Annotated in this window: 20 protein-coding genes; 7 read left to right on the top strand and 13 right to left on the bottom strand. The window is 70.4% G+C overall.

Annotation, left to right across the window (positions count from 1 at the left end; genetic code table 11):
• The first annotated feature begins 62 nt into the window (after nucleotides 1–62).
• Nucleotides 63–851, top strand: a complete 789-nt coding sequence (locus AB0J66_RS09770) for a serine protease (protein WP_364657934.1) — start codon at nucleotides 63–65, stop codon at nucleotides 849–851.
• Here AB0J66_RS09770 and AB0J66_RS09765 read toward each other — a convergent pair.
• Nucleotides 845–1,477, bottom strand: a complete 633-nt coding sequence (locus tag AB0J66_RS09765; RefSeq protein ID WP_364657932.1) for a rhomboid family intramembrane serine protease — start codon at nucleotides 1,475–1,477, stop codon at nucleotides 845–847. The two genes, AB0J66_RS09770 and AB0J66_RS09765, sit on opposite strands and share 7 nt — an antisense overlap.
• Nucleotides 1,478–1,541: 64 nt before the next feature.
• Nucleotides 1,542–2,585: a class II fructose-bisphosphatase gene (gene glpX / locus AB0J66_RS09760; protein ID WP_364657930.1), complete on the bottom strand. Its 1,044-nt coding sequence runs from the start codon at nucleotides 2,583–2,585 to the stop codon at nucleotides 1,542–1,544.
• 100 nt (nucleotides 2,586–2,685) lie between these two features.
• On the opposite strand from glpX, the gene AB0J66_RS09755 reads away from it, so the two are divergent.
• Entirely contained in the window at nucleotides 2,686–3,348 is a 663-nt protein-coding gene (locus tag AB0J66_RS09755; protein WP_364657928.1) for a DUF4245 domain-containing protein, read from the top strand.
• Nucleotides 3,349–3,370: 22 nt separating this feature from the next.
• On the opposite strand, the gene AB0J66_RS09750 is transcribed toward AB0J66_RS09755, so the two are convergent.
• From AB0J66_RS09750 to AB0J66_RS09735, 4 genes are read right to left on the bottom strand one after another with little or no spacing between them, the layout of a single operon-like run.
• Complete coding sequence (locus tag AB0J66_RS09750) at nucleotides 3,371–3,574, bottom strand: exodeoxyribonuclease VII small subunit (RefSeq protein ID WP_364657925.1); 204 nt, start codon at nucleotides 3,572–3,574, stop codon at nucleotides 3,371–3,373.
• Complete coding sequence (gene xseA, locus AB0J66_RS09745; RefSeq protein WP_364657922.1) at nucleotides 3,571–4,797, bottom strand: exodeoxyribonuclease VII large subunit; 1,227 nt, start codon at nucleotides 4,795–4,797, stop codon at nucleotides 3,571–3,573. The genes AB0J66_RS09750 and xseA overlap by 4 nt, the downstream gene beginning before the upstream one ends.
• Before the next feature lie 9 nt (nucleotides 4,798–4,806).
• The gene (locus tag AB0J66_RS09740; protein WP_364657919.1) at nucleotides 4,807–5,355 is read right to left on the bottom strand and encodes a hypothetical protein; all 549 of its coding nucleotides are present in this window, start codon (nucleotides 5,353–5,355) and stop codon (nucleotides 4,807–4,809) included.
• Between the two features lie 30 nt (nucleotides 5,356–5,385).
• Nucleotides 5,386–5,889 (bottom strand): hypothetical protein, encoded by a 504-nt coding sequence (locus tag AB0J66_RS09735; RefSeq protein ID WP_364657917.1) that lies wholly within the window; start codon nucleotides 5,887–5,889, stop codon nucleotides 5,386–5,388.
• A gap of 69 nt (nucleotides 5,890–5,958) precedes the next feature.
• Here AB0J66_RS09735 and AB0J66_RS09730 point away from each other — a divergent pair, with 69 nt between their 5' ends.
• Nucleotides 5,959–6,930 carry a 4-hydroxy-3-methylbut-2-enyl diphosphate reductase gene (locus tag AB0J66_RS09730; protein WP_364657914.1) on the top strand — a complete coding sequence of 324 codons (972 nt, stop codon included), beginning with the start codon at nucleotides 5,959–5,961 and terminating at the stop codon, nucleotides 6,928–6,930.
• On the opposite strand, the gene AB0J66_RS09725 is transcribed toward AB0J66_RS09730, so the two are convergent.
• A complete protein-coding gene (locus AB0J66_RS09725) occupies nucleotides 6,927–8,063 on the bottom strand; it encodes a DNA recombination protein RmuC (RefSeq protein ID WP_364657912.1) in 1,137 nt (378 codons plus the stop codon). The two genes, AB0J66_RS09730 and AB0J66_RS09725, sit on opposite strands and share 4 nt — an antisense overlap.
• Nucleotides 8,064–8,117: 54 nt before the next feature.
• Between AB0J66_RS09725 and AB0J66_RS09720 the strand changes: the two genes are divergently transcribed.
• Entirely contained in the window at nucleotides 8,118–8,882 is a 765-nt protein-coding gene (locus AB0J66_RS09720) for a hypothetical protein (RefSeq protein WP_364657909.1), read from the top strand.
• 10 nt (nucleotides 8,883–8,892) lie between these two features.
• Here the strand turns inward: AB0J66_RS09720 and AB0J66_RS09715 are convergent, their stop codons facing one another.
• The gene (locus AB0J66_RS09715; RefSeq protein WP_364657906.1) at nucleotides 8,893–9,438 is read right to left on the bottom strand and encodes a hypothetical protein; all 546 of its coding nucleotides are present in this window, start codon (nucleotides 9,436–9,438) and stop codon (nucleotides 8,893–8,895) included.
• Nucleotides 9,439–9,751: 313 nt separating this feature from the next.
• Between AB0J66_RS09715 and AB0J66_RS09710 the strand changes: the two genes are divergently transcribed.
• Nucleotides 9,752–10,339 (top strand): Uma2 family endonuclease, encoded by a 588-nt coding sequence (locus tag AB0J66_RS09710; protein WP_364657903.1) that lies wholly within the window; start codon nucleotides 9,752–9,754, stop codon nucleotides 10,337–10,339.
• A gap of 71 nt (nucleotides 10,340–10,410) precedes the next feature.
• Here AB0J66_RS09710 and AB0J66_RS09705 read toward each other — a convergent pair whose 3' ends face one another.
• The 4 genes from AB0J66_RS09705 to AB0J66_RS09690 form a co-directional block, all read right to left on the bottom strand.
• Nucleotides 10,411–10,974 (bottom strand): exonuclease, encoded by a 564-nt coding sequence (locus AB0J66_RS09705; RefSeq protein ID WP_364657901.1) that lies wholly within the window; start codon nucleotides 10,972–10,974, stop codon nucleotides 10,411–10,413.
• A 34-nt stretch (nucleotides 10,975–11,008) separates the two neighbouring features.
• Complete coding sequence (gene valS / locus AB0J66_RS09700) at nucleotides 11,009–13,546, bottom strand: valine--tRNA ligase (RefSeq protein WP_364657898.1); 2,538 nt, start codon at nucleotides 13,544–13,546, stop codon at nucleotides 11,009–11,011.
• 46 nt (nucleotides 13,547–13,592) lie between these two features.
• Nucleotides 13,593–14,090 (bottom strand): methylated-DNA--[protein]-cysteine S-methyltransferase, encoded by a 498-nt coding sequence (locus AB0J66_RS09695; RefSeq protein ID WP_364657895.1) that lies wholly within the window; start codon nucleotides 14,088–14,090, stop codon nucleotides 13,593–13,595.
• Between the two features lie 81 nt (nucleotides 14,091–14,171).
• Nucleotides 14,172–15,668: an AlkA N-terminal domain-containing protein gene (locus AB0J66_RS09690; protein WP_364657893.1), complete on the bottom strand. Its 1,497-nt coding sequence runs from the start codon at nucleotides 15,666–15,668 to the stop codon at nucleotides 14,172–14,174.
• Between the two features lie 111 nt (nucleotides 15,669–15,779).
• Here AB0J66_RS09690 and AB0J66_RS09685 point away from each other — a divergent pair, with 111 nt between their 5' ends.
• On the top strand, nucleotides 15,780–16,565 hold the full coding sequence (locus tag AB0J66_RS09685; RefSeq protein WP_364657891.1) for an alpha/beta hydrolase: 786 nt from the start codon (nucleotides 15,780–15,782) through the stop codon (nucleotides 16,563–16,565).
• Between the two features lie 22 nt (nucleotides 16,566–16,587).
• On the top strand, nucleotides 16,588–17,673 hold the full coding sequence (gene ychF, locus AB0J66_RS09680; RefSeq protein ID WP_364657888.1) for a redox-regulated ATPase YchF: 1,086 nt from the start codon (nucleotides 16,588–16,590) through the stop codon (nucleotides 17,671–17,673).
• A gap of 739 nt (nucleotides 17,674–18,412) precedes the next feature.
• On the opposite strand, the gene AB0J66_RS09675 is transcribed toward ychF, so the two are convergent.
• Nucleotides 18,413–18,886 carry a GNAT family N-acetyltransferase gene (locus tag AB0J66_RS09675; protein WP_364657886.1) on the bottom strand — a complete coding sequence of 158 codons (474 nt, stop codon included), beginning with the start codon at nucleotides 18,884–18,886 and terminating at the stop codon, nucleotides 18,413–18,415.
• Nucleotides 18,887–18,903: the final 17 nt, after the last annotated feature.

Genomic DNA, 18,903 nt, shown 5'->3' with positions numbered 1-18,903 from the left:
GCTTGGCGAAACGGGCCGCGCGGCGAACCGCGCGGCCCGTTTCGCTGTGATCAAATGTCGGTATGGTCCGAAATGCCGCTTCACTGGTCCTGATCGGTGTCCTCGCGGCAGTGCTGGGCGGGGGAGCGTCGCCGGCGCACGCCGGTGGTGAACCCCGCCCGGTCCGCGAGGTGGTCGGCGGCACCGTGGCGCCCCAGGGCAAGTTCCCCTGGGTCGTGCGCCTCTCCATGGGCTGCGGCGGGACGCTGATCGCGGCCCGCGTGGTGCTCACCGCGGGCCACTGCGTCGACGGCACCGGCGTCACCGACCGGATCCAGATCACCGCGGGGGTTTCCGACCTCCAGTCCCGTCGCGCCCTGACCGCCCGCAGTGTCTCGGTCATCCGGGCCGTCGGCTTCAAGGACGAGACCCGCGGCGACGACTGGGCGGTGATCCAGGTCGACCGCGTCCTGCACCTGCCGATCGTGCCGGTCTCGGCCGAGCCGATCGGCCCGGGCCGGTACACGGTGATGGGCTGGGGCCAGACCCGAGAGGACTCGATCAAGCAGGAGCGCCGGCTGCACTACGCGAGCGTGCCCATGGTCTCGGACGCGCGCTGCGCCAAGGCGTACCTCAAGGCCGGCGTGAAGCTGGTCGACGACGAGCAGATGTGCGCCGGCGACCGCAAGGCCGACACGTGCCAGGGTGACAGCGGGGGCCCGATGGTCGACCAGGACCGGCGCGGGCAGTGGGTGCAGGTGGGCATCGTGAGCTGGGGGCTCGGATGCGCACGGGACGGGTACCCCGGGGTCTACACCCAGATCTCCACCTTCCGCCCGGCCATCATGGCGGCGGTCCGGAAGCTTCAGTAGGCCGCTTTCGGGCGCTTCCGCCGGAAGATGATCGCGGCGATGATGCCACCGAGCAGGCCGAGCAGGTGGCCCTGCCAGGAGACCGGCTGATCGGTCGGCAGGATGTTGTAGACCTGGTACCAGTACAGCAGGCCGATGAACGCCGCCACGGCGAGGTTCCACCAGCTGCGCTCGACGACGCCACGGGCCAGCAGCAGGCCCAGGTAGCCGAAGATGACACCGCTGGCCCCGACGACGACGCTGTTGGGGTCGCCCACGAACCAGACGCCCAGGCCGCTCACCAGCATGATCACGAAGGTCGACCAGATGAAGCGGCGGACGCCGCCGGCCAGGGCGAACGTGCCGACCAGGATGAGCGGCACCGCGTTGCCGTACAGGTGATCCCACCCGGCGTGCAGGAACGGGCTGAACAGCACGCCGTCGAGCCCGGCGATGCGGTGCGGGATTATGCCACCGGCCACGTCGAGCTGGCCCGAGCCGATGCCGACGTCGATCGCCTCGATGAGGAAGAGCACCGGGATGACCGCGCACATGGTCAGGAACGCGCGGCCCAGGGACGCGTAGAACTCGTTCGTGCCGAATCTCGCCTCGGCCTCGATGCGGGTCGTGTCAGCCCCGTAACTCATCCGTCAATGGTTCCAGGGTTCGGCAAGGCCCGCCAACGGTTGGCGGGCCTCACCTTCCTGAGAGTTAGATGACCGGCTCTCCGTCACCCAGGGGGACGGTCGGCAGGTGACCGTCGAAGTCGATGGCCGAGTAGAGGGCGAGCTTCTCCAGGCGGTGGTACGAGTCGATCACCCGGATGGTGCCGCTCTTGGACCGCATCACGATCGACTGGGTGTGCGCGCCCCCGGAGCGGTACCGCACCCCCTTGAGCAGGTCACCACTGGTCACACCGGTCGCCACGAAGAAGCAGTTGTCCCCGGTGACGAGGTCGTCGGTGGTCAGCACCCGGTCGAGGTCGTGCCCGCCGGCCAGCGCCTTCTCCCGCTCGGCGTCGTCCCGCGGCCACAGCTTGGCCTGGATCATGCCGCCCAGGCATTTGATGGCACACGCGGCGGTGATGCCTTCCGGCGTGCCGCCGATGCCCATCAGCACGTCCACGTCGGACTCGGCCCGGGCGGCCGAGATGGCCCCGGCGATGTCGCCGTCCGAGATGAACTTGATGTTCGCGCCGGCCTGGCGCACTTCCTCGACCAGCTTCGCGTGCCGCGGGCGGTCGAGGATGCAGACGGTGACATCGGAGATGCTGGACCGCTTGGCCCGGGCGATGCGGCGCAGATTCTCCGCGGTGCCGGCGTTGATGTCGACGACGTCGGCGCAGTCCGGGCCGACGGCGATCTTGTCCATGTAGAAGACCGCGCTCGGGTCGAACATGGCGCCGCGCTCGGCCACCGCCAGCACCGCCACCGAGCCGGGCATGCCCTTGCTCATCAGCGTCGTGCCGTCGATCGGGTCCACCGCCACGTCCACCTCGGGACCGGTGCCGTCGCCGACCCGCTCGCCGTTGTAGAGCATGGGCGCCTCGTCCTTCTCGCCCTCGCCGATGACCACCACGCCGCGCATCTGGATCGAATTGATCAGTTTGCGCATGGCGTCGACGGCGGCGCCGTCACCGCCGTTCTTGTCGCCGCGGCCGACCCAGCGGCCGGCCGCCATCGCGGCCGCCTCGGTGACACGGACCAGGTCGAGGGCGATGTTACGGTCGAGATCCTGCGGGACCCGTGCGGGCATGGGCGCCTCCTCGCGACTCTGCGGGGCTGGTGAGTAACCCGATCCTCACATGTGCGGACGGGCAAAGTCCCGCGCCGGCGACATGGTTAACAATGGGTGGGTGGAACCAGCCTCGCCCGCACCCGCCTCGTCGGCCCCGTCCGCCTCCTCGGCCGCGCCAGACAAAGAGCCGCCCGCCGCCGCTTCCTCGGAGGCAGCGGCCGCCCCGGCGGCCGGCGCTGCTTCGGAAGATGGCGCGCCCGTCCGGCTCGCCCGGGGGCAGGAGCGGTCGCCCCGGGACATGGCGATGTCGCTGCTGGTCCTCCTGGTGCCGATCGCGCTGCTGCTGATCTTCTACCGGACCGTGCTGAACGGCGACGCGCCGATCACCGTCGACCCGGCCGGGTCCCTGCAGGAGGCCCAGAAGGCCAACGTCTTCACGGTGCTGCAGCCGACCGGCCTGGGCGACGACTGGCACGTGTCCAGCGCCAGCTTCCGCCGCGAGACCACCGGGGCCACGCTGCGGATCGGCTACGTCGACCCTGACAAGGACGCGCTGCAGCTGGTCGAGAGCAACGTGCCGTCGGCCACGCTGCTGCCCACCGAGCTCACCAAGGACGCCAAGCCGGCCGGCGAGTTCCGCTCGGACGCCGGCGTCTGGCGCCTTTACGACGCCCGCCCCGGCGAGAAGGCCCTCGTGCTGGCCGACCAGACCCGCACGGTCATCGTGATCGGCAAGAGCAGCGTCGACGATCTGGAGGATTTCGCCGGCGCGCTGCGCTGATCCGTCAGTCGCCGGCCCGTCTTTAGTCGCCGGCCCGGGCCGCGCGGGCCGCGTCGATGCGCTCGCGGGCGCCGTCGAGCCAGCGCTGGCAGACGTCGGCCAGTTTCTCCCCGCGCTCCCACAGGGCCAGCGACTCCTCCAGGGAGCTGCCGCCCTGCTCGAGCCGCTCCACCACGGTGGCCAGCTCGGTCCGCGCCTGCTCGTAGCTCAGCTTGTCGTCGCTCACTGTTTTTCCTTCACGGTTGCCTGCAGCTCGCCCTCGGCGAGCCGCACCCTCAACAGGTCATCGGTCTTGACGTCGTCGGCCGCGCGCACCACATGGCCGTCCTCGCGCTGCACGATCGCGTAGCCCCGCTGCAGGGTCGCGGCCGGCGACAGCGCGCGCAGCCGGGCCACCGTGTGCCGCAGGTCGTCGTCGGCTCGGCGCAGGCGGTGCTCCAGGTTGCGGACGGCCCGGTCCCGCAGGGCGGTCACGTCGGTCTCGCGCTGGTCGACCAGCAGCTCGGGCCGGGCCAGCGAGGGCCGCGACCGCCACGACTCGAGGCGGTGGGTCTCGCGGTCGACCAGGGTCAGCACCGCCCGCTCGAGCCGGCGGCGGGCCACGTCGATCAGCTGCCGCTCCTCGGCCAGGTCGGGCACGATGCGCTTGGCGGCGTCGGTCGGCGTCGAGGCGCGCAGGTCGGCCACGTAGTCGAGCAGCGGCGCGTCCGTCTCGTGGCCGATCGCGCTGACCACCGGGGTGCGGCAGGCGAAGACGGCCCGGCACAGCGCCTCGTCGCTGAACGGCAGCAGGTCTTCCACGCTGCCGCCACCGCGGGCGATCACGATGACGTCGATCGTGTCGTCGTTGTCGAGGACCTTGAGCGCCTCGATGATCTGCGGCACCGCGGTCGGGCCCTGCACGGGCACGTTGAGAACCTTGATGTCGACCGAGGGCCAGCGGCGGCGCGTGTTCATCAGGACGTCGCGCTCGGCGGCGCTGGCCCGGCCGGTGATCAGGCCGACGCGCCCGGGCAGGAACGGCAGGCGGCGCTTGCGCTCGCGGGCGAACAGCCCCTCGGCGGCCAGCAGCTTCTTGAGGCGCTCGAGCCGGGCCAGCAGCTCACCCAGGCCGACCTGGCGGATCTCGTCGGCCCGCAGGCTGAGCGTGCCCCGGGCCGGGTAGAACTCGGTCTTGGCGTGCAGCGTGACCCGGGCCCCCTCGGCCAGCTCGGGCGCGCCGGCGTCGAGCACGTCGCGGTGGGCGGTGACGGTGAGGCTCAGGTCGGCCGAGGGGTCGCGCAGGGTCAGGAAGACCACGGTCGAGCCGGGGCGGCGGCTGATCTGCGCGACCTGCCCGTCGACCCAGACCCAGCCCAGCTTGGCTATCCACGCGCCGATCTTCTGACTGACGACGCGCACCGGCCACGGCTCGTCGGCGGTGCTCTTGCCCCCTGCTGGCTCACTCACCCGGCCAGATTACGGAAGCCCTCTGACATTCTCCTCGTCCGTGGTCCGCAAGCCGCGGTCCTCGCCGTGGTGGCCGGTCCCCGGCGGCCGGTGGGCCGGAGCCGGCGCGGGCCCGGTCGGGGCCGGGGTCAGGCGGGCCACGGCGATCAGCACCAGCAGCCCGACCAGGGCCCAGAAGAGCAGGTCGATGACGATCCGGCCGCCGTCGGCGTGCCAGCCGCCGGGGTCGCGGGCCAGCATCGTGAAGGGAAAGCCGTGCCGGACCGCGTACGCCGGCGAACAGCACGCGACGGCCGCCGTGGGCACGGTCGAGACGACGAGGCCGAGCACGGCGACGGCCGAGCCGGCCAGCCAGGCGGCGCGCCGCGGGCGGCGGCCGACGCGCGGCAGGCCGAGCAGGGTCAGCCCGGCGATCAGCAGCACGCCGTGGAACAACGCGTACGACACCGAGTCGAGACCCATGGCGAGATTGAGCACGGCCAGGGCGGTGAAGGCCCAGCCGACGATCAGGCGCAGCGTGGTCGCCGCCCCTTCGAGGAGGCCGGGGTCCTCAGGCATGAACCCGAGTATTCCGGCTCGTCGCCCTCTTCATGGCCTTTTCTGCAGGCGGGCCCGCCGGACGAGCACGTAGATCACCGTGAGCAGCAGACCCACGTACGAGAAGAGCAGGAGATCGGCCGCCAGCGGGAGAAAGTTGGCCGACCAGCCCGCGCTGTCCGCGAGGCGGGTCGCGACATCCGGATCGTCGGCCACCGCGCCCTTGGTCGCCCAGGTGAACGGCCAGCCCCGGTCGACGATGAAGGCGAACATGCAGCAGAGCTGGGATTTCGAGACGACCAGGCCGGCCGCCGTCCCGGCCAGCGCGGTGCCGGTCATCGCGATCGCCGTGCCCCGGGGCGGGAGGCTGATGCGATGCGGCATGAGCAGCACCAGGCCGCCCGCGGCGAGCACGGCGCCGATCAGCAGATCCAGCCGGACGCTGGCCGAATGCAGGTTGAGCAGGATCCAGGTGATCCCGAGAACCAGCGACAACGCGCCCAGCGCGAAACGCAGCCCGCTGCCGGCCCTGGCCACTTCCTCCCGCAGAATCACCGGACGAGTATGACTGTGGTGCGGATCGCAGAAAAGCGTGGGTGAGAGGGATCCACGTACCATGGCCGGGTGACTGAGCCCCGGAAGCGTGTGTTGCTGGCCAAGCCGCGCGGCTACTGCGCCGGCGTCGACCGTGCGGTGCAGACCGTCGAGGAGGCGCTGAAGCTGTACGGCGCCCCGGTCTACGTGCGCAAGCAGATCGTGCACAACAAACACGTGGTCAGCACGCTCGAGGCGGCCGGCGCGATCTTCGTCGAGGAGAACGAGGAGGTGCCCGAGGGCTCCACCGTCGTCTTCTCCGCCCACGGCGTCGCCCCCGAGGTGCACGAGCAGGCCCGCCGCCGCAACCTCAAGGCCATCGACGCGACCTGCCCGCTGGTCACCAAGGTGCACCACGAGGCCAAGCGGTTCGCCGCCGACGACTACGACATCCTGCTCATCGGTCACGAGGGCCACGAGGAGGTCATCGGCACCTCCGGCGAGGCCCCCGAGCACATCCAGCTCGTCGACGGCCCCGACTCGGTCGACCAGGTCGTCGTCCGCGACCCGTCCAAGGTCGTCTGGCTGTCGCAGACCACGCTCTCGGTCGACGAGACGATGGAGACGGTGGCCCGCCTCAAGACCCGCCTGCCGCTGCTGCAGTCGCCGCCCAGCGACGACATCTGCTACGCCACGCAGAACAGGCAGCACGTGGTCAAGGAGATCGCCCCCGAGTGCGACGTGGTGATCGTCGTCGGCTCGACCAACTCGTCCAACTCCGTGCGCCTGGTCGAGGTCGCGGTGGACGCCGGGGCCCGCGCCGGCCACCTGGTCGACTTCGCCTCCGAGATCCAGGACGAATGGCTCGAGGGCGCGACCACGGTCGGCGTCTCCTCCGGCGCCAGCGTCCCCGAGGACCTGGTCATGGACGTCCTCGCCCACCTGGCATCCCGCGGCTTCGGCGAGGTGACTGAGTTCACCACCGCCGAAGAGCGCCTCACCTTCTCGCTTCCGCAGGAGCTCCGCCGCGACATGAAGGCAGCGGCCGCAGCTAAGGCCTAATCGACCATCTCTGGCGACTGCGGCTGCCGGGGCGCCACCTCGATCTGGGGTGGCGCCGGCAGCTCGTCGTCGGAGACGCCCATCTCGGCGAGCTTGCGGGCGCTGACCAGCACGCGGGCTTCCAAAGAGCCGACAGCCCGGTTGTACGCGGTGACGGCGCCCCCGAGCGCGGTGCCCACCTTGCCGACGTGGTCGCCCAGCGTGGAGAGCCGGGCGTACAGCTCGCGGGCCAGGCTGTGCACGGCGACCGCGTTGCGGGCCAGGGCCTCCTGCCGCCACGAGTAGGCCACCGTGCGCAGCATCGCGATCAGCGTGGCCGGGGTGGCCAGCACGACGTTGCGCCGGAAGGCGTGCTCCATCAGCGTCGGGTCGTGCCGCAGGGCCACGTCGAGGAACGGGTCGGCCGGCACGAAGAGCACCACGAAGTCGGGCGACTGCTCGAAGGCCGTCCAGTACTCCTTCGCCGCCAGCGCGTCGATGTGCGAGCGCAGGTGGCGTGCGTGCTGGTCCAGGTGGGCGTCCCGGCTGCGCTCGTCGCGGGCTTCCAGGGCCGAGAGGTACGCCTCCAGGGGCGCCTTGGCGTCGACGACGACCGTGCGGCCCCCGTGCATGCGGACCACCAGGTCCGGGCGTACCCCCGAATTGTCGGTCGTGGCCGTGACCTGCTCGGCGAAGTCGCAGTGCTCCAGCAGCCCGGCCGCCTCCACGATCCGCCGCAGCTGGTGCTCACCCCACCGGCCCCGCACCTGAGGCGTGCGCAGCGCCGCGACCAGCTGTTTCGTCTCGGTGCGGAGCTCGCCGGAGACCTCGCTCATCGAGCGCACCTGCTCGCGCAGCTCGGCGTACGCGTCGACGCGCTCGTGCTCGAGCTCGGCCACCCGCTGCTCGTAGCGGCGCAGCGTCTCATGCAGCGGGGCGACGGCCCGGGCGACGGCCTCCTGCGACTGGGCGGTCGCTTCGTACGACAGGGCCCGCATCGACTGCTCGAGGCGTTCCTCCCCGTCGGCGCGGGCCTGCAGGGTCGCCTCGAGACGGGCGATGTCGGTGGCCGCCCGCAGCCGCGCGGCGAACCAGCCGATCGCGGCCCCGGCGGCCAGACAGAGGAGCACCACGGCCAGCGTCGAGACAGTCACATACCGGAGATTGCCAGACCGGTACGACGTGATTCGCGAGGGTACCGTTGGAACATGAGCGTGTTGCTGATTCTGGCCATCATCGTCGTGGTCGCCCTCGTGGCCGTCATCGCGCGGCGTAACGGGGCGGCATCTCAGCAGACGCGTCTGGAGGACGCCAAGGCCGAGGCCCAGCGCTGGTACGAGCGACTGGGCGGGCAACTCATGAACCTGCACGGCAGTGACGCCGCCGCGCAGCAGGCCCTGGCCGACGCGGGCGAGCGGTACAACGCCGCCGGTGGTCAGCTCCAGCAAGCCAACACCATCCGGCAGTACGAGCTGGCCCGCGAGTCGGCCCTGGAGGGCCTGCAGTACGTCCGGGCCGCCCGCGTCGCCATGAACCTCGACCCCGGCCCCGACCTGCCGCCGCTGGCCAGCGCGCAGGGCGTCGGCCAGCTGACCAAGGAGCGCGAGGTCAGCGTGCAGGGCCACAGCTACAAGGCCGGCCCGCAGCCCGGCGCCGACACCCCGTACTACTACCCCGGCGGCCGCGTCCAGGGCCGCCCGGTCCCCGCCGGCTGGTATTCGACACCGGTCTGGAAGACCGCGCTCGGCGCCGGCGCCGGTGTCCTCGGCGGCATGCTCATCTTCGACGCCCTGTTCTCCCCCGGTTTCGGCGACATGGGCTACGGCGACGGCTTCCAGGACGGCTACGCCGACGCCGCCGGCGACTTCGGCGGCAACGACATGGGCGGCGACATGGGCGGCAACGACTTCGGCGGCGGCGACTGGGGTGGCGGCGACTTCGGTGGCGGCGATTTCGGCGGAGGCGACTTCTAGCCCCCCAGCCTCAGCCTTCGGTCTGGCGCAGGTGTTTGGCGAGCTCGCGGCGGAGTCGTCGCGGGCCCGGCCAGATCTCGCTGAGGTCGGCGGTGAACCCCGGCCCGTTCGGCGTCTCGGTCATGGTCGGCCACCCCACCCGCTCACCCTGCACGGGATGCACGGTGTCGAGATCGACCGGGGTGACGTCGAGAACGTTCCGCAGCCGGACCTTGCGAACCTGCACCGACGCGATGTCCTCCCAGGCCAGCAGGATCGGGTCACTGTCCTGCGCGGCCAGCTCGAGCCCACCCGACGACACCCGCACCCACGTCTTCAGCGACCCTCGAGCCGACCAGGCGAAGCAGCCGGCCCCGAGCACGGCCACGGCCCCCGCCTGCAGCGCCGAGTGCCACCACGGATTCCCGGTGCCACCCACCACCACCGCCATGATCGGCGACACCAGAGCAAACGACAGCATCAACAGCACAAAGACGGTGACAAACGTCCGCACCGGCGACGACCGGAACAACACAGCGTCGCGCGCGGGCGCCTCCACCTGATCAGGCGCGATCATGCCTCTCATGCTGCCCTGCCAACGGCCCTCGCTCCGGCTTTTCGCCAGAGCCGCTCCCAAGCGCCCGGCCCCGCCCCGCGCCGTGACGCCTATCGACAAGCCGCAGCCCGACCGCCGACACGATCGAGCGACAGGACTGGCAGCACATTGACCACCGTGACCGTGCGCCTCAAGTTGACTCCGCCGCCAAGCTTCAGAGCCCGAAACGGCAAGATCTTCGATCGATGTGGAGCCATGTCGTCACCGAAGAACGGAGGTTGGCGTGCGATTTCAGAGCAGCCAGGCCGTCATTGCCGAATGCTACGGTGACCCCATGACCACAGTGCCTGAGTGGATGCGTCCGCCTCGCCCTGAGGGTTGGTATGCCGACGACCTCGACCAGATCCCCGAGGCTCCTCGGCACACCGAGCTGATCGATGGAGCACTCGTCTTCATGATGTCCCCCCAGCGCATCTGGCACGCCCGGGTGATCAACGCATTGGTGAATGCCCTGACGGGCCAAGCGCCGGCGGGTATCACGGTGGACCCGGAGATCACCATTCGACTCGACAAATGGAATCGTCCGGAGCCGGACGTTCTGGTGACAACGGAGCCTTCCGACCTGTCCCGCACCTTCTACACGCCGGATGAGGTCCTCCTTGTCGTAGAGGTGGTCTCCCCGGAGTCCGCCCATCGCGATCGGATCGTCAAATCGCGCAAGTACGCGGAGGCCGGCATCGAGAACTACTGGCGCGTCGAAGAAGACGAGGGTGGCTCACCGGTCGTTCACGTCTATGCGCTCGAGGGGCCCACTCGGTTGTACGCACAAACCGGAGTCCACCGCAAGGAGCTGCGCACCACGAAGCCTTTCGAGATCAGCATCGATCTCGACAAGCTCGTGACACCCCGCCGCGAGAGCTGAGCGAGCGCCCACCTCGTCAGAGGTTGTGGCGGAACTTACTCCGGATCCTTGCGAACCAAATGATGCAGTCGTCACTGGGCGGAGCGGGAGCCGGCGGCGCGGCGCATGGCAAGCCAGAGGTGGCCCTGTTCGATCGCGTCGTCGAGGGCGACGTGGGTGTGCCGGGACGGTCCGAACCAGTCGCGTGGCATCGTGCGTTTGGTGGTGGCGCGGAAGTCGCTGCCGAGCACGGCCATCGCGTATGACTTCAGATCCAGGGCCGAGTGGGAGAACGGGCTGCCACCCGTGAACCGGACCAGGTACCAATAGACGAACATGAAGTCGAATGCGGCCGGGTAGCCGACGAACACCGGCTTGCCCGGCAGCGCTTCGAGCCAGCCGCGATAGTCGCTCATCGCCTCGCCCGGGTCGCGCGGGTCGGACCGGCAGTTCTGCCACGCCTCGGGGTTCCGGGCCCACCAGGCCATCGTGTCCGGATCCGCGCCGGCCCCGGGAAGGGTCGTGAGATTGGCGGTGTGGGTGCCGATCATCGTGCCGTCGGACCGGAAAGCCGCCGAACCGAAGCTCAGCAGCGAGTTGCGGCCCGGGATGGGACCGTCGGTCTCGACGTCCGTGCTCACGAAGATCTCGGTCATCCGCCGCCCCGCGGGCGCGGGGCGGCGGGGTGCGTCAGAAGGCACAGGCTATGACCAGCTCCGGAGTGCGGTCGGGCAGGGTGTCGAGCTTGGCGATGCGACCGGCTGACTTCAGGTCGCCTTCGATCTGGGCCAGCTTGTCGAGCAGGTCGGCCGGGCCGAGCGCCTCGGCCAGGGGCACGTCGGCCTTCATCGAGAGCTTGCGGTCGCTCTTGGCCCGCCGCACCTGGCGCAGCGCGTCGCCCGCCAGATCGAGCAGGCTCGCGTCACCCTCGGGGGCGACCCGGGTCAGCTCGTACGTGGTCGGCCAGGTTGCCTGGTGCACCGAGCCGTACCGCCACCACGACCAGACCTCCTCCGTCACATAGGGCAGGAACGGCGCGAACAACCGCAGCAGCACCGACAGCCCGGCCGCCAGCGCCGCCCGGGCCGAGTCGGCGCCCGGCCCGGAGGCGTAGGCGCGCTCCTTGACCAGCTCGATGTAGTCGTCGCAGAACGTCCAGAAGAACGACTCGGTCGCCTGCAGCGCGTCCGTGTGGTCGTACCGCTCGAACGCCTCGGTGGCCGTGGCGACTACCGAGGCCAGCCGGCTGAGCATCGCCCGGTCGAGCGGTTCGGTGACCGGCTGCCGCAACGCCTCGGCCGCGCCCAGCCCGAGCGCGAACTTGGACGCGTTGAGCAGCTTGGTCGCCAGCCGCCGGCCGACCTTGATCTGGGCCGGGTCGAAGGCCAGGTCGGCGCCGGGCCGCCCGTTGGCCGCCCAGTACCGGACGGCGTCGGAGCCGTTCTGCACGAGCAGGTCCATCGGGGTGACGACATTGCCTTTGGACTTGGACATCTTCTTGCGGTCGGGGTCGAGGATCCAGCCCGAGAGGACGGCCGTCTTCCACGGCAGGACGTCGCTCTCCAGGTCGGCCCGCAGGACCGAGGAGAACAGCCAGGTGCGGATGATCTCCTGCCCCTGGGGGCGCAGGTCCATCGGGAAGACCCGCTTGTGCAGGTCTTCGTCGTGCTGCCAGCCGGTGACGATCTGCGGGGTGAGCGACGACGTGGCCCAGGTGTCCATCACGTCGGGGTCGGCCGTGAAGCCGCCCGGGACGTCGCGCTGCGCCTCGTCGAAGCCGGGCGGACACTCCGAGGAGGGGTCGACTGGCAACGACGATTCGTCCGGTATGAGAAGCTGGTCGTAGTCCGGTTCGCCAGCGTTGTCGAGCCGGTACCAGATCGGGATGGGCACGCCGAAGAAGCGCTGACGGCTGATCAGCCAGTCACCGGTCAGCCCGTTCACCCAGTGGTCGTAGCGATGCCGCATGTGCTCGGGGAACCACTTCAGCTCCTGGCCCCGCGCGATCAGCCGCTGCCGTAGCTCCGGCTCGCGACCGCCGTTGCGGACGAACCACTGCCGGCTGGTGACGATCTCGAGCGGCGAGTCACCCCGCTCGTAGAACTTGACCGGATGCGTGATCGGCTTCGGCTCGCCGAGCAGGTCGCCCGACTCGGTGAGCAGCCGGACGATCTCGCGCCGGGCCGCGTTGACGGTCAGCCCGGCGAACTCCCGGTACGCCGCCTCGGAGACGCCGGCCGGGCGGTCGGCCAGGAACCGGCCGTCGCGCCCGAGCACGACCCGGGTCTCGAGCTGCAGGTCGCGCCACCAGGTGACGTCGGTAATGTCACCGAACGTGCAGACCATCGCGATGCCGGTGCCCTTGTCGGGCGCGGCCATCGGATGCGCCTTGACCGGGACCTCGACGTCGAAGAACGGCGTGCGGACGCTGGTCAGCCCCTCGTATCGCTCGTCGCCCGGGTGGTAGACGAGCGCGACGCAGGCCGGCAGCAGCTCGGGCCGGGTCGTGTCGACCTCGACCGGCCCGTCCGGGCTGTGGAAGCGCAGCCGGTGGTACGCGCCCGGGCGTTCCCGATCCTCGAGCTCGGCCTGGGCGACCGCCGTGCGGAACCCGATGTCCCACAGCGTCGGCGCCTCGGACGTGTACGCCTCGCCGCGGGCCAGGTTGTTGAGGAAGGCCCGCTGCGAGACGGCCTGCGAGTGACGCCCGATCGTCGTGTAGGTCAAACCCCAGTCGACCGAGAGACCGAGCGTGCGCCACAGCGCCTCGAACGCCTTCTCGTCCTCGGCGGTCAGCCGGCCGCAGAGCTCGACGAAGTTCCGCCGCGAGATGGAGATCGCCTGCTTGGGTGGGGTGGCCGGCGGCTCCCAGGCCGGGTCGTAGGGCAGCGCCGGGTCGCACCGGACGCCGTACACGTTCTGGACCCGCCGCTCGGTCGGCAGGCCGTTGTCGTCCCAGCCCATCGGATAGAAGACGACCTTGCCGCGCATTCGCTGGAACCGCGCGACCGTGTCGGTGTGCGTGTACGAGAAGACGTGCCCCATGTGCAGCTCGCCCGATACGGTCGGCGGAGGCGTGTCGATCGCGTATACATCCGCCCGCTCCTTCGAGCGGTCGAACGCATACGTGCCCTCCTCCTGCCAGGTGCGCGCCCACTTGTCCTCGAGCCCGTCCAGCGACGGTCGCTCGGGGAGACCGGCGCGCCCGGTCCGTCCCGTATCAGTCATGGCTGCATGCTACGGCGCGTCGCGACCCGGGGCCTGGCAATAAACATCACGCCGCGGCCTCGTGGTCGAGCAGGAACCGCTTGACCGGCAGGCCCCACCGGTAGCCGCCGAGCGAGCCGTCGAGCCGCAGCACCCGGTGGCACGGCGTGAACAGAGCCACCGGGTTGCGGGCGCAGGCGGCCGCCGCCCCGCGGATCGCGGCCGGCCGCCCGGCGAGGCGGGCGAACTCCGAATAGGTCACCGGCGCGCCCGGTTTGATCTCGCGCATGACCTCCCACGCGTGCCGGATGAACTCACCGCCGATGAACTGCTCGACCACCACCGCGTCGAGAGCCGAGCGGTCACCGTCGAGATAGGACCGGACATGGCCGGTGACCGGCCCGACGTCGTCGGCCGGCTCGGCGGCCGCGCGCAGGCTCGGATGGATCAGGCTCACGAGCTCGGCCACGTCGGTCGTGAAGCCGGCGGCGCGCACGGCGCCGGTGGGGCTCACGACGACGGTCAGCGGGCCGGTGGGGGTGTCGAGCGTGCGGTACTTCAGCATGGCGTCCTCCTGCGGTCGCGTTCCAGCCTGGCCCGTTCGGCCCGGCCGGGGGGAAAGATCTTGGTCGGCTGTGGATAACTCTCAGGCCGCTCTCCACAGCCGGATAAGTCCGTATGAGCGCCATGGGCGCCACTTCTCCGCGTGCGCGGCGAGCGCTTTCGGCGTGCTCGGAAGCCCGAGAGCTGCGGCTCCACGTCGGACGGCCAGATCCGTGGGAAGGAAGACGTCCGGATCGCCAATCGCCCGCATCGCCACATATCCGGCGGTCCACGCGCCGATCCCGGGAAGTTCCTGCAGGTGAGCGACGGTCTCGGTCCGATCCGCGCCCGGCTCGAGATCAATCTTGCCGTCGGCCACCGCCGCCGCCAGCCGGCGGATCGTCTCCCGCCGCGCCACCGGCATGCCGAACGCCTGGTCAGGCAGCTCGGCCACCACCGCGGCCGAGGGGAACGCAGAAAGAGGCGCGGTTGGCGAGGCCGTCAGAGATCCGTCCGGAGTGGGAGAGTCGGCCATCGCCGCCGAGGAGGAGAGGTCCGAATGCCCCAGCGTCTGAGCAGCCTTGATCATCCTGACCAGCGTCGTCCGAGCGCCGGCCACGGACACCTGTTGCCCCACGATCGCGCGTACCCCCATCTCGAAGCCGTCGACCGCGCGTGGCACGCGTACCCCCGGCTCCTGTGCGACAGCCGAAGCAAGAGCGACGTCCGCGCCCAGCGTGGCGTCGACGGCATCGGGGTCCGCGTCGAGGTCGAAGAGCCGGCGGCAGCGGGCCACGGCCGGCGCGAGGTCACGGACGTCGCTCAGCCGCAGCGTCGCCGAGACGAAGCGGTCGGCCGGGCTCAGCGCGACGGTCGCGCTTCCGTGCGGCAGGGCCAGACCCCGGCGGTACGTGTTCCCGTCGCGCTCCTCGACGCCGGGCAGCGCCCGCACCTCCAGGAAGTCGAGCAGCGCCGGGACGTGCAACGGCGAGCGGTAGGCCAACCGTACGGTGATGGTCCCGGCCTCGGCGCGCGTGACCTGATGCCGGGCGCGCAGCTGGCCGGGCGCCTGGGCGTAGACCTCTTGAATGGTGTCGTTGAACTGCCGCACGCTGCCGAAGCCGGCCGCGAAGGCGATCTCGGCCAGGCCCAGGCCGGTGGTCTCGATGAGGATGCGCGCGGTCTGCGCCCGCTGGGCCCGGGCCAGGGCGAGCGGGCCGGCCCCGAGCTCCGCGGTGAGCAGCCGGTTGAGGTGACGCTCGGTGTAACCGAGCCGGCTGGCCAGGCCCGGCACGCCCTCGCGGTCGACCACGCCGTCGCCGATCAGCCGCATCGCGCGCCCGACCAGATCGGCCCGCACGTCCCACTCGGGGGAGCCGGGCGCGGCGTCCGGGCGGCAGCGCTTGCAGGCGCGGAAACCGGAGCGCTGGGCGGCGGCGGCGCTCGGGTAGAAGCGCACGTTCTCGCGCTTCGGGGTGATCGCCGGGCAGGACGGCCGGCAGTAGATGCCGGTGCTGGTGACGGCGGTGAAGAACCAGCCGTCGAAGCGCTGGTCCCGGCTGTCCACGGCGCGGTAACACCGTTCGAAGTCGAGTTCCATGCCGATAAGTCTGCGCGCTGGAGGTTCCGAAAAGCTGGCGGGATTCGGACATGGCCATGGTCGTGTCAACTTTGGTTGACGAAGCCGGAAGTGTCAACTACGGTTGACGTCATGAGAACGCAGACGGACATCAGGCATCTGACCGTCGGCGCCGGCGGCCCCAAAGTGGTGCTGCTGCACGGCGGCCTGCAGACCTCGGTCAACTTCACGCGGCTCGCGATCGCGCTCGCGAGCGACTTCCAGGTGTACGTCCCCGATCGGCGCGGCCGGGGGATGGGCGGGCCGGTCGGCGCCGACTACGGGCTGCGCACGGAGATCGACGACCTGGCGGTGTTGCTCGACCAGACGGGGGCGAGCAACGTTTTCGGGTTGAGCTCGGGGGCGGTGGTGGCGCTCCATGCGGCGCTTGAGCTGCCTCGGATCGAGCGGCTGGCCCTCTACGAGCCGCCGCTGCGCCACGGCACGCACGACCCGGTGGCGTGGCGGCCCCGTTACGAGAAAGAGCTGGCCGCAGGCCGGACAGCGGCGGCGATGATCACCGCTACCAAGGGCACGGGCGAGTTCCGGCATGTGCCCCGGCTCGCGCTCAATCCGGTCGTACGGCTGTGGATGCGATCCGACAGCGGCATGCGCGACCTGGTGCCCACCATGCGGCAGGACGCGACCCTGGTCGAGGACGCGACCGGGTCGCTCGGCCGCTATGCGGCCGTGACGGCGGAGACGCTGCTGCTCGGCGGGTCACGCTCACCCGCGTACCTCTCCCGGGTCTTGACCGGTCTGGAACCGGTGCTGCCGAAGGCGCGCCGCGTGACCCTGGACGGGATGGGCCACACCGCGGCCGACAACAGCGGCCACCCCGAGGCGGTGGCGGCCGAACTGCGGAAGTTCTTCCGGTGACGGCTGCGTAGACTGACGTTCCGTGAGCCTCACCATCGGAATCGTCGGCCTGCCCAACGTCGGCAAGAGCACCCTGTTCAACGCCCTGACCAAGAACGACGTGCTCGCCGCGAACTACCCGTTCGCGACGATCGAGCCGAACGTCGGGGTCGTCGGGCTGCCCGACGAGCGACTGGAGAAGCTCGCCGAGCTGTTCAACAGCGAGAAGGTCATCCCGGCGCCGGTCAGCTTCGTCGACATCGCCGGCCTGGTCCGGGGCGCCTCCAAGGGCCAGGGCCGGGGCAACGCCTTCCTCGCGAACATCCGCGACGCCTCGGCCATCTGCCAGGTCGTGCGGGCCTTCTCCGACCCGAACGTGCTGCACGTCGACGGCAAGGTCTCACCCGCCGACGACATCGAGACGATCAACACCGAGCTCATCCTGGCCGACCTGCAGACGGTGGAGAAGGCCCTGCCCCGCCTGCAGAAAGAGGCCAAGCTCAAGAAGGACCGGGCCCCCGCCGTGGCCGCCGCCGAGGCCGCGTTCAAGCTGCTCAACGACGGCGTCACCCTGCACGCGGGCGCGGCCGCGGCCGGCATCGACGTGGAGCTGCTGGGCGAGCTGCACCTGCTCACCACCAAGCCCTTCCTCTACGTGTTCAACGTCGACGAGGACGAGCTCGGCAACGCCGCGTTCCTCGACGAGCTGCGCGCCCTGGTCGCCCCGGCCGAGGCCGTCTTCATGGACGCGAAGATCGAGTCCGAGCTGATCGATCTCTCGCCCGAGGACGCCCAGGAGCTCCTCGAGTCGACCGGCCAGACCGAGCCCGGCCTCAACCAACTGATCCGGGTCGGCTTCAACACCCTGGGCCTGCAGACCTACCTGACCGCCGGCCCCAAAGAGGCCCGCGCCTGGGTCATCCCGGTCAACGCGACCGCCCCCGAGGCCGCCGGCGTCATCCACAGCGACTTCCAGCGCGGCTTCATCAAGGCCGAGATCGTCAGCTACGACGACCTGATGGCCGCCGGCTCCATGTCCGCCGCCAAGGCCGCCGGCAAGGTCCGCATGGAAGGCAAGGACTACATCATGAAAGACGGCGACGTGGTGGAGTTCCGCTTCAACGTGTAATCGATCTTTCGTGGATAGAAGGCCGCCCCGACCCTGATGGTCGCGGGGCGGCCTTCTTGCGTTAGATGGAGACGTACCGGGCGGGGACGCCTACCCGTGCTCCGCGGGCTGAGCATTGACTCTGAGGTGCCATGCCTTGACCTCCGTGGGAATCACATAGTCGGGGAACGGCTCCTCCGCCGGGTCGCTGCCGACCATGGCGCCCATGGCCTAGGCGAGGAGGAGCATCGTTGTCCCGTCGGCGCACGTGATCGAGATGTCGAACGGGCGGCGAGCCACGTTCCGTCGCCGGAGGTTCGCTGCTAGCCGACCCTTCACCTCAGCGGCTATACGCGCGAATACCCCGTGCGTATGCGCGCGTCTACCAGATCACCCAGCGGCGCAACTTCCCGGAGCCCATCGCGCAGCTGGAGATGGGCAACGTCTGGCTGGCGGAGGACGTCGAGGCGTGGATCAAGACGCACCGGCCCGAGATCGCCGAAAGCGCCGAGGGTGAATAGCGAGCGGCCGGCTTAGGGGTTCCGGCCGACGTCGGCGACCGGGAACCGCGGCTTACTTCCTCGCCGCGAGTTCGCGGATCGAGCAGAAGTAGCGAGCGCAAGCAGCAGGAGCGACCCGTCGATGAGTTCAATGTGGCGTGGCGCTTCCGGAAGCTGGTCGAGATCGTCGGCGTACCAGCCCTCGGGCCGAGGTGGTCGCATCCACGCCGGCTTGGCGGTCATGCCGTCACCGTAGCCGGTTATCCCCTCGCCAACGGGGACAGGACGCGCTCGAAGCAGACCGAGACTTTAGAGCCGACGTAGGGGCCGAACAAAGGGATCTCCTTGTAGCCCTCGCGTTCGTAGAAGCGGATGGCGTCGGGCTGGGCGGGGCCGGTTTCCAGGCGCATGGTGGTCCAGCCGCGGGAGAGGGCGGCGTCCTCCAAGGCGCACAGCAGGGCGGTGGCCACGCCGGTGCCGCGGGCGGCTGGGGTTACGTACATCCGCTTGATCTCCGCGCTGGTGGGGGAGAGGCGCCGGAGGGCGCCGCAGCCGAGGGGCTGGTCGTCATCGCCGAGGGCGACCAGGAACAGGTCGATGTCGGCGGCGGAGGGTGGGGGGCCGGGCTCGTGGTCGTCGCAGCCGTAGCGGGCGTCGAGTTCGGCGCGCTGGGCGGCGCGTAGAAAAGAGCCGACAGGGTCGGTCCAGGGGCGTTCCTCGATCGTGATCGTCACAAGCGTTACGGTAACAT

Source organism: Actinoplanes sp. NPDC049598, assembly GCF_040675435.1.
Classification (GTDB): Bacteria; Actinomycetota; Actinomycetes; order Mycobacteriales; family Micromonosporaceae; genus Actinoplanes.
The sequence above is the reverse complement of the archived record's forward strand: the minus strand, read 5'-3'. Positions and strand labels throughout refer to the sequence as shown.

Bases quoted from the DNA above. Each gene is read 5' to 3' on its own strand.
- AB0J66_RS09770 (WP_364657934.1), top strand. From the start codon at position 63: ATGGTCCGAAATGCCGCTTCACTGGTCCTGATCGGTGTCCTCGCGGCA.
- AB0J66_RS09765 (WP_364657932.1), bottom strand. From the start codon at position 1,477: ATGAGTTACGGGGCTGACACGACCCGCATCGAGGCCGAGGCGAGATTC.
- glpX (WP_364657930.1), bottom strand. From the start codon at position 2,585: ATGCCCGCACGGGTCCCGCAGGATCTCGACCGTAACATCGCCCTCGAC.
- AB0J66_RS09740 (WP_364657919.1), bottom strand. From the start codon at position 5,355: ATGCCTGAGGACCCCGGCCTCCTCGAAGGGGCGGCGACCACGCTGCGC.
- AB0J66_RS09720 (WP_364657909.1), top strand. From the start codon at position 8,118: ATGAGCGTGTTGCTGATTCTGGCCATCATCGTCGTGGTCGCCCTCGTG.
- AB0J66_RS09715 (WP_364657906.1), bottom strand. From the start codon at position 9,438: ATGATCGCGCCTGATCAGGTGGAGGCGCCCGCGCGCGACGCTGTGTTG.
- AB0J66_RS09710 (WP_364657903.1), top strand. From the start codon at position 9,752: ATGACCACAGTGCCTGAGTGGATGCGTCCGCCTCGCCCTGAGGGTTGG.
- AB0J66_RS09705 (WP_364657901.1), bottom strand. From the start codon at position 10,974: ATGACCGAGATCTTCGTGAGCACGGACGTCGAGACCGACGGTCCCATC.
- valS (WP_364657898.1), bottom strand. From the start codon at position 13,546: ATGACTGATACGGGACGGACCGGGCGCGCCGGTCTCCCCGAGCGACCG.
- AB0J66_RS09695 (WP_364657895.1), bottom strand. From the start codon at position 14,090: ATGCTGAAGTACCGCACGCTCGACACCCCCACCGGCCCGCTGACCGTC.
- AB0J66_RS09690 (WP_364657893.1), bottom strand. From the start codon at position 15,668: ATGGAACTCGACTTCGAACGGTGTTACCGCGCCGTGGACAGCCGGGAC.
- AB0J66_RS09685 (WP_364657891.1), top strand. From the start codon at position 15,780: ATGAGAACGCAGACGGACATCAGGCATCTGACCGTCGGCGCCGGCGGC.